The organism is Halococcus thailandensis JCM 13552, assembly GCF_000336715.1.
GTDB classification, from domain to species: domain Archaea; phylum Halobacteriota; class Halobacteria; order Halobacteriales; family Halococcaceae; genus Halococcus; species Halococcus thailandensis.
Window position 1 is genome coordinate 1 of sequence record NZ_AOMF01000018.1, and the last position, 9,204, is coordinate 9,204.

8 protein-coding genes and 2 pseudogenes are annotated in these 9,204 nt (G+C 55.9%); 7 read left to right on the forward strand and 3 right to left on the reverse strand.

Annotated features, from left to right (window positions below; all coding sequences use genetic code 11):
* Window positions 1–261: 261 nt before the first annotated feature.
* From C451_RS00590 to C451_RS00605, 4 genes are all read left to right on the forward strand, one after another.
* Window positions 262–654 carry a winged helix-turn-helix domain-containing protein gene (locus C451_RS00590; RefSeq protein ID WP_007736512.1) on the forward strand — a complete coding sequence of 131 codons (393 nt, stop codon included), beginning with the start codon at window positions 262–264 and terminating at the stop codon, window positions 652–654.
* A 70-nt stretch (window positions 655–724) separates the two neighbouring features.
* Window positions 725–1,558, forward strand: a complete 834-nt coding sequence (locus C451_RS00595; RefSeq protein WP_007736513.1) for a hypothetical protein — start codon at window positions 725–727, stop codon at window positions 1,556–1,558.
* Window positions 1,559–2,330: 772 nt separating this feature from the next.
* Complete coding sequence (locus C451_RS00600) at window positions 2,331–3,077, forward strand: DNA polymerase sliding clamp (RefSeq protein WP_049912604.1); 747 nt, start codon at window positions 2,331–2,333, stop codon at window positions 3,075–3,077.
* 153 nt (window positions 3,078–3,230) lie between these two features.
* Entirely contained in the window at window positions 3,231–4,427 is a 1,197-nt protein-coding gene (locus C451_RS00605; protein WP_049912597.1) for an SPFH domain-containing protein, read from the forward strand.
* Window positions 4,428–4,494: 67 nt separating this feature from the next.
* Here C451_RS00605 and C451_RS24205 read toward each other — a convergent pair whose 3' ends face one another.
* From C451_RS24205 to C451_RS22820, 3 genes and pseudogenes are all read right to left on the reverse strand, one after another.
* On the reverse strand, window positions 4,495–4,674 hold the full coding sequence (locus C451_RS24205) for a non-histone chromosomal MC1 family protein (protein ID WP_080503413.1): 180 nt from the start codon (window positions 4,672–4,674) through the stop codon (window positions 4,495–4,497).
* Window positions 4,590–4,881: pseudogene (locus C451_RS00610) on the reverse strand (non-histone chromosomal MC1 family protein); the annotation flags it as partial. The gene C451_RS24205 and the pseudogene C451_RS00610, both read right to left, overlap by 85 nt.
* A gap of 171 nt (window positions 4,882–5,052) precedes the next feature.
* Entirely contained in the window at window positions 5,053–5,883 is an 831-nt protein-coding gene (locus C451_RS22820; RefSeq protein WP_049912599.1) for a hypothetical protein, read from the reverse strand.
* 130 nt (window positions 5,884–6,013) lie between these two features.
* Between C451_RS22820 and C451_RS22370 the strand changes: the two genes are divergently transcribed.
* The 3 genes and pseudogenes from C451_RS22370 to C451_RS24455 all read left to right on the forward strand — a co-directional run bounded on the left by C451_RS22370 (window position 6,014) and on the right by C451_RS24455 (window position 9,138).
* A complete protein-coding gene (locus tag C451_RS22370) occupies window positions 6,014–6,184 on the forward strand; it encodes a hypothetical protein (protein WP_161605805.1) in 171 nt (56 codons plus the stop codon).
* Window positions 6,185–6,552: 368 nt separating this feature from the next.
* Window positions 6,553–7,932: pseudogene (locus tag C451_RS00620) on the forward strand (IS1634 family transposase); the annotation flags it as partial.
* A gap of 237 nt (window positions 7,933–8,169) precedes the next feature.
* Window positions 8,170–9,138: an IS1634 family transposase gene (locus C451_RS24455; protein WP_449271489.1), complete on the forward strand. Its 969-nt coding sequence runs from the start codon at window positions 8,170–8,172 to the stop codon at window positions 9,136–9,138.
* The last annotated feature ends 66 nt before the right edge of the window (window positions 9,139–9,204 follow it).

Below are 9,204 nucleotides of genomic sequence, written 5' to 3' on the forward strand. Positions count from 1 at the left end.
TTCTAGTCTAGTGAAAGTGACTATTCCTGCAATTAGTGACTGCTGTACGATATTACCGAACTGATTTCGAAACCGTGCAACGGGCTATTGGGGAGTGCATTGGAATCGCCGATCTCTTGAGGGATGTTGTTAATAATTCGCTGGCGCATTCGCCATGCTATTCCCTCAAACAGTATATAAATATCGACTATCTCAGAAATCATCTAGTCGACAATAGCTAAGTATCTTCGGCAGTAAGTACCGAGCAGAGGGATATCAGAAATGGGCGAAACCGAGCGACAAACGACCCCCGAAGTACGCCAGCCGGACTCGCCGCTCCCCGAAGACAGCGGGCTGAGTCTCGATGAATACCTCGCAATGCAACGAGCAATTGGTCACTCGACGCGGTACCGGATTCTACGAACGCTCGTCGCTAACGACGAGCTAAGTGCTTCAGCTCTCAAGACTGCTGTCGAGGCCGAATCTCATAATTTCCATTATCACTTGAACGAACTGGTGGATGTCGGTCTTGTCGACAAACGCCAGCGACGGACGGCCGACAGCCAGGGCTTCTATACATACTATCGCCCGACAGCGATGGGACGCGCGATTCTTGAACATGGTGTTGAGGAACTGATGCGCCGCGAACACGAGTTCAACAACGTTTACGCCTGACTCCGTTTTTCTTCCCCCGAGAGGAGTGCGCGGACGGACAGAGACGAACACGTCCACGCAGAGAGCACTCATGACAGAGACAAACACCACAGCGGCCGCAGAAGCCGCCTTCGAAGCGTACCGAGAGGTGAACGACCTCCATCCAGCCGATTCACTGTCCTACGCGGAAGCGTGCAAACACGACAACGGGGACACGCTCGCGGACTTTCTCGTGATCGAACTTATCGAAGGAGTCGAGGACGAGGAAAGCCCAGCACCCCAGCACGATCGAGGAATTGCGCTCCTCGAAAAAGCCGTCCGTGATCTGTCCCACGTCAAAACCGAGCTCAAAGATCGTCGTGAACAGTTGCGGGGGTCACAACGACACATGAGCGAATACTCGCCACCACCTGAACGCGAATCGGGCGTCGACGAGTTCCTGCCAACTGCCATCGAGCTCGGTGTCCACGCACTCTGGCAAGCCGGCGGTTCCCAACAGTATATCGAAGGTGCCGTGAACCAAACCGACGCCCAGTTGGCCGATATCGAAAGCCATATTGTTGCCGCTCGAACCGCCTACGAGGACGCCATAGGGGCGTTCACCGGCGAGGAAGCGTGTGTACTCGCTGGTCGAACCGACGCTGAAGAACAGGCTCTCGCTCATCTCCGTGGGACTCCGAGTGATGCCATACAAGCGAGTGAGGCCGTCACAACGTTGTTCAGCGAGTCATTGTTCATCGCAACTCACGCCACCAGCGACGAGTTCCGACAGCGAATGTCGGTAGCTGAAGCCGTCCGCGAGGAAGCTCGCTCGATGGTCGGCGGGGCAGCCATCACCATCGATGCACTCGATCAGATCGCGGACTGCCACCCAGATGTCGACAGAGACGAGATGAGCCTCCCGTCGCGAGACGCCGGCTGGTAGGACACGTATCGAGCGCTCTGACACTCGTTTTTCCCTCCGAGAGAGGTGTGCGGACGGACAGAAACGAACACGTCCGCACGAGGACAACCGAACTATGACCGAAGGTAACACGAGCAGTTCCGATCCAGACGCACCGACCGACAGCCCTGTCGAGAACAGCCGTGAATCCGACTCTGAAGCCGACCACGAGCACGCCGAAAGCGGCGGTGATGGCGGTGACGGCGCTACCAATACGTCGGCGATGGCCCGTGCGCTCAAACACGAACTCGAACAGAAGGGCATGGCCGTCGAGGTTGAAGACGACGGCGAAACCGTCTCCGCCGAGAAGCTCGGTCAGTCCTATCGTATCCGTCCCGATGGCACCGTCGAGGGCAACGGCGTCCTCAAAGACGGGATCGAAACCATCGTCGCTGACCTCGATCCTGTGGATACTACGGAAGCCGAGAATCCGGGAATCGACGACGAAGCAGATACCCGAGACGATTTTGCCGACAGCGCTTCCACCGCCGACGAGACCAAGAGCAGCGAGGCAAGTGCGGAGAGTGGTGAGAACGTCGACGCCGAGGACGAAGACGAGGACGGGTACGTGGGCGAGGATCTTGCTTCAGACCGCGATACGTCGGCCGATCCCGTCGAAGCCGAGAGTCCAGCTGCTGCCGCCGAAGACGATGGTACGGCCGACGAGGAAGAGACAGATGTGGAAGAGATGGAATCGGAGGCAGAAGAAGACGTAGAGGAGGACGCGGAGTCCCTCCCCACCGGTTCTGTCGGGCTGTTCGAGGCATCCATCGAAGCCGGGCACCTACAGCAAGCCATCGACGCAGCGAACGCGGTCGTCGACGAGTGTCGCGTCCACCTCGACACGGATGGACTCGTCATTCGCGCGGTCGATCCGGCCAACGTGGCGATGATCAACGAACAGGTATCCGCTGAGGCGTTCGAAGCCTACGACACCGACTGTGGCGAGATCGGGATCAATCTTGAGCGATTGGACGAGGTGGTCGGCATCGCCGACAACGACGACGACCTCGTGCAGTTCGATCTCGACCCCGAGACCCGGAAGCTCGACATGCAGATGAACGCTGTCGAGTACACGCTTGCCCTCATCGACCCCGACTCGATCCGAGCAGAGCCCGATATTCCGGATCTCGACTTGCCTGCCACAGTCTCGATGGATGAAGCCGAGTTCAAGCGAGCTATTCGAGCCGCGGATATGGTCTCCGACCACATCATTCTCCAGGTCGACGAACGAGAGGAATGTTTCATCGCCAACGCCGAGGGCGACACCGACGATGTCGATCTCGAACTCTCCGGCGACGACCTCAATGATGCCAAGTGGGGAAGTGCGTATTCGTTGTTCAGTCTGGAGTATCTGAAGGACCTCCGGAAGCCGATTCCGACAGATACTGTGGTTCGGATGCAACTCGGCGAAGAATTCCCGGCCAAACTCACCTTCGAGTTGGCCGATGGGGCGGTGGATGTCGAGTTCATGGTCGCACCGCGGATTCAGAGCGACTGAACAACGATTCATGAACGCCGTAATCGGCAAGCACGATTCGAAATTCTCCTGTCCAACGCTCGTGGACACCGAAACCGACATCTGCCACGACCTGTTCCGGTCGGCTGAGGATGCCCAGGAGAGCCCGAATCTTTATCTCTCTGTTATTCGAAGATGAGACTGATCGTGTTCACGTTGATACCATTGCAAGCCGGTCTCGGAATAGGCGTTATAGCACTGCTCGTCCTGTTGATCGTGATCATCGCAGTCTACAGTTCGATCGAGATCGTCAACGCCTACGAAAAGCGTGCGCTTACGGTCCTTGGCGACTACCGTAAGCTGCTCGAGCCCGGCATTAATTTCGTCCCACCGTTCGTTAACAAGACCTACCCATTCGATATGCGGACCCAAACCCTCGATGTCCCCCGCCAAGAGGCTATCACGCGTGACAACTCCCCCGTGACCGCTGACGCTGTGGTCTATATCAAAGTCATGGACGCGAAGAAAGCCTTTCTCGAAGTCGACGACTACAAGCGTGCAGTCTCGAATCTCGCGCAGACAACTCTCAGAGCAGTATTAGGTGACCTCGAATTGGATGACACGTTGAGCAAGCGCCAGAAAATCAATACCCGTATTCGCGAAGAGCTCGATGAACCGACCGACGAATGGGGTATCCGCGTCGAATCAGTCGAGGTCAGAGAAGTCAATCCTTCAGCAGATGTCCAGCAAGCAATGGAGCAGCAGACCTCCGCCGAACGTAAGCGCCGCGCGATGATCCTCGAAGCGCAGGGTGAACGCCGCAGCGCCGTCGAGAGCGCCGAGGGTCAAAAGCGCTCGAACATCATCCGCGCGCAGGGTGAAAAGCAAAGCCAGATCCTTGAAGCACAGGGTGATGCAGTCTCTACGGTGTTGCGCGCAAAATCCGCCGAATCGATGGGCGAACGTGCGGTCATCGAGCAGGGGATGGAAACGCTCGAAGCGATCGGGCAGGGCGACTCGACGACGTTCGTCCTCCCTCAAGAGCTCTCTTCGATGCTTGGTCGATATGGGAAGCATCTCACGGGGAGCGACATCCGCGAAGACGGGCAGGATTTAGAGAGCCTCGACTTCGATGCCGAGACACGCGAACTGATTGGTCTTGACGATATCGATGAGATACTTGGCAATATCGACGAAGAAGCCGACCTCGACGTTCCTGAGATGGAGCAGGAGGCAGAAGCCATTAAAACTGGGGAGGCAACTGCTGACATCCAAGACCCCGACGAGGTCATCGCGGAAAGCGACGAGAGCCTCGAAACAACCGATGGTGGCTCAGCTAGCGAATCGGCGACTGTCTCGGATAACGAGGATCTCGAATCGGAGCCCACCTGAGCGTTCGGCCGACAGGCAGGCCATTTCACACCAACCTTTGATGTGACGAGCAGAACCGCTGTAGCTGCTATTCGTCGAAATGTTCGATGCCCTGTTTTGCGACGTTGGCTGCGGTGATGGTGCCAGAGAGCCATTCCGGACCATCTTCGGGTGCGTCCTCCTCCCACGCCCATCNACGTTGGCTGCGGTGATGGTGCCAGAGAGCCATTCCGGACCATCTTCGGGTGCGTCCTCCTCCCACGCCCATCCCTCGTAGATATGGAGTTTATCGGTCCCACGTTCACGGAGGCGGAGTTTCTGCCGGTCGGCGTCTGCTTCTGCCTCTGTATCAGCGGGTTCGAGCTGCCGAGCAGCTTTCAAAGCTGCTTGTCGTGGGTAGTTCCCTACGAATACGTGGACTCGTCCCGTCCAATTCCCGCACGCCAAAGTTGCGTTTGCCGTCTTGACGAACCATTACGTATCTACTCCAACCACGTATACTGACAGGAATATCATAAATGCACCGGGTACATCGAAGAGCAGACAGGACTGAGCGTCGACGACGATCAGTGTCCGCTTCGTGTGGTCGAAGTCGTCGATCGTGACGAGTAGCCTGTGCAATGCGGATAGGTGCAGAGCAGGCAGTTCACACTGTGTCGGTACTTTCAGAGTCTCCACTGACCGTCAACGACAGCAGCATATCCTCTACTTGCTGGCCAACCTCCGAGGAGTACACCATCTCCGGGATGGTACTCGCAGCGGTATAGAGGGTATCACCGACGAGCGTGAGAACCGCATTTTGTCGGATGCTCACGGAGGATTCGGCTGAACTGAGTCGCAGATCGAGAAAGATAGCGCGGTTGTCGTTCGAGAGCGTGACTTCTCGTCGGTCAAGTGTTTCATTCGTCATCTCATTCTCTCCGGCAGACTGCTGGTAGCCGCTCAAAAACTGCTCTGTCGCTTGTTCGAGCGTCACTGACGATGGCGCACCTTCGCGGAGGTACACAGTTAGGCTACTCGGAGTATCTGAGGCCGTGAAAGAAACCTCCGTGGGGTCGGTTTCATCCACTTGCCAGTCGCTCGGGTATTCGATCGTGTACGGGTAGGAATTACTGCTGTAGGTCTCGCGATTCGAGAGATCGAGACTCCCCGATCCCGTAGCTGTCCCCATTGCTGCTGTTCCGCCAGCTGTGGTCTCTGCTGTGGGCTGGGACGTAGCTGTCTGTGTTGGGGTGGGGGTTGCAGTAGCTGTTTGGGTCTGGGTCTGCGTTTCAGTTTGGGTAGCGGTCTCTTGGGCGGTTTCGGCCATCGTGGTCGCAACTGTCGTTGCAGTTATTTCACCACTTGCCGACGTGTTAGACCCGTTCGTGGACTGGGTAGAGTTGTTGCCGGTACTGTTGTTGCCGGTGCTTCCATTACAGCCAGCAAGCAGCGAAAATCCTGCTGTGAGGCCAGCCAAGACGTGTCGTCGTCGCATATTACTGATTTTCACATATGGTATATAATAATTTCTATTAGCGTACCTGAATGTGCTTGAACTGCACACCTTGCGATCAAGCGCGATAGCCCCGATTTTTCTTCCCTTGTGGGGTGGAGGAGATCAAACGATGTCGACAGAAAGCCAGTCCTACACCGACAGTAGCGCCACCGGATCAAATCAGTCAGATGATGCGGGCGCAGAAGCGACCGAAACCCATCTTGGGCAGATTATAAGCGATCCCATTTTTGTTCGCCGTGCTAGATCGTCTAAAGAAGCTCTCGCAGACGTTTCAAGTTGACTTAGTATAACTGGCGTAGACAGAAACACATAGGAAAAGTTATTTAGCCCACATTTCGCACCCTCTCTGAACAGCCAACGTAATTTTCAGTTGATGTGTTTAGCAGGGATTCATTACTACCCCAGTCGCAGTCACGGTCACCGTGACTGCTGACGTCGAAGACTTTGGACCTGGTCCGCTCCCGGTTATTGGGGCTATGTGTCGGGAATGTGGTCTCTGCGACATCGTTGACAAATTCTGCGAATGGGACGATGAGCAGGTCGTCTTACCACCGAGATACCGACTCACAGCCCTAATCCTGTCTCTTATACACATCTCTGANCCAGCCCGCTCAGAGATGTGTATAAGAGACAGATGATGCTATGGCCCGCTTCCTCGATATGCTCGCTGAAACTGACCTCCCTACGCTTCTTGGAACCATGATGACTGAAGCTGCTGCTCGTGAAGGCGTGGCCACAAATGTGGTCCACGCCGACACCACCTCTAAATCTGTCCAAGGTCTCTACGAGGACGAAAACGACGAGTACGACCTTTCGATCACACAGGGATACAGCCGCGATGGCAATCGACACCTCAACCAGTTCCAAATCGGCCTCGCGGTCAACCGCGAGGGCGTTCCCGTCCTTGGAGATATCTTCGATGGGAATACCTCCGACACCACGTGGAATACTGAACTCATTGGTGAGCTCCGTCAGCGGCTCGCCGCTGACGAACCTCCCGTCTACGTCGCCGATAGTGCGGTAATGTGTGAAGATTCACTTGATGAAGCCGCTGCTGAAGGTATTTCTATTATCAGCCGCCTCCCGCGCACATACAGCGCGGTCGATGCGCTCATCGACCGCGCGTGGGAGGACAACGACTGGACCGATCTTGGCAAGTTCGTCAATGATGAAGACGACGAAGACGCCGCCTCCTACCAGATTCAAACCTTTCAGCACCTCATCTCTGGCCATGATTTGCGGTGTGTCGTTGTCCACTCTTCCACGCTTGATGGACGCACCAAGCGACGTATCGACAACAACCTCGACAGCACCGAAGAGGACCTTGAGGATGCGGTCGGTCAATTGACCGACCGCTCATTCGCCTGTGAACCCGATGCCCGCGAAGCATGGGAGACGTGGCTCGATGATCACGACGATCCCTGCTTCGAATTCGACGCAGAGATCGTCAAAACCGAACAGAAGAAGAGCCGCGATAAGCCTGGACGCCCGCCGAAGGAGTGGGATCCATACGAGACTGTGTACAAAATCGCCGCCAGCGTCCAGCGGGACGCGGCGGCGATTGCCCACCGCAAGAAAAGAGAGAGCTGTTTCGTGGTCGTCACCTCGTTAGCCGATGACGACGAGTGGCCCGCAGAACAGGTGCTCCGGGAGTACAAGGAGCAACAGGCGGTCGAACGTCGGTTTCCAGTGGTGAAGGATCCGAAACGCGTCGGGCCGGTCTTTCTCGACCGGCCCGACCGCGTAGAAGCACTCGGATACGTGCTGTTGATGGCGTTACTCGTCTATTCACTGATTGAACGGCGCGCACGCGCGGCATTGATGAATGCAGACGAACCGATGCAGTTGTCCGGTGGGCCGACAAGTTATCGGCCCACCGGACGCCGCGTCCTTGAGCGGTTTGAAAACATGCGTGTAGTTCGGATTGACGGCCAGCGAGATTTACCCAGTAACGTCGAGGTTCCTGAGCGGGTGCTTGAGTTCCTCGATCTCGATGTCACCATCTACGGCGTCGAACCAGAGGCGTAAGCGCGGCCAGAGAGCGGAACCTCTCTGGCTCGCGCATTTGTTTCATACCAGACCCCTTTTCGACCATTATCGATAAGTAGCGTCAGGATATAATAAAATATCTCTGACTATCTTAGCATAAAACAAACTGTCGTATCAACCGTATCTCTGGAAATCACTCCGGAAACTACGACAGGGTGCGAAATGTGGGATTTAGAGGTAGCACAAAGGCTTTCTACATAAACTGGAGTAGACAAAATGGCCTACATCAAAGCGAACGAACGTCGTGACTACGTCTACTACAACGTTGTCGAATCCGTCTGGGAAGATGGAGTCTCTCGGCAAAATCAACTTCTCTACCTTGGTCGATTGGACAACATCACTCCTCAAGAGCGACGAGAGTTCGAGGTCGATCTCGCAGAGATCGACCCCTCCCTCCTCTCTGATTTCTATGAGTACCTCGTCGAACACAACTACGACTTCGACGCGGACACAGACTACCAGTCTCAGTACCCACTTGAAGAAATCGTACCGAAAAAGGCCGTTGACTATGGTCCTGTCGCCGCTCTCCACGCTACCGCCGAGAAGCTCGGAATAGACGCTGTCCTTCAGAACCAGCTTCAGCCCAAGGGCGGCGGCCCGCCCTTGGGCAAACTCCTCCTTGTCCAGATCATTGCGCATTGTCTTGAGCCCCGCAGTATCGACGCCACCACCGATTGGTATCCGCTTACTGCTCTCCCTGGACTGCTTGATCTTCCGGACGAACGGCTCACTACTGATACGCTGTACAACAGCCTCGATTACATTGACGAGGACGGCATCGAGCGCGTCCACGAGGAACTCTGGACGCGTGTTCACGAGCTGTACGACACCCCCGAAGACCCGGTGTTCTACGATCTTACATCCAGTTACTTCGAGGGCACTGCGTGCCCTCTCAGCAACTACGGCTACTCCAGCGAACACCGTCCTGACAAGCAACAACTCGTGATGGGCGTTGCGGTCAATCCAGATATGGTGCCGTTTCACCACGATATCTACACTGGCAACACCAACCACTCCACCACCGTCGACGATGCTGCCGAACGTATCGACGAGCTCGGAATCGGTGATTCCGTGCTCGTCATGGACAAAGGCTGTGCGACGAAATCCAAACGAGAACGGCTTCGAGGTGAAGACCCAGACGCCGACTTTCCCCCAATTGATTGGTCGTGTCGCAAAGCGGTCTAGACTTCGGTAGCAACTGACTCCCTTCAGGAAGGGGTTGTCTCTGGTGACCAAACCGAGACCACCCCA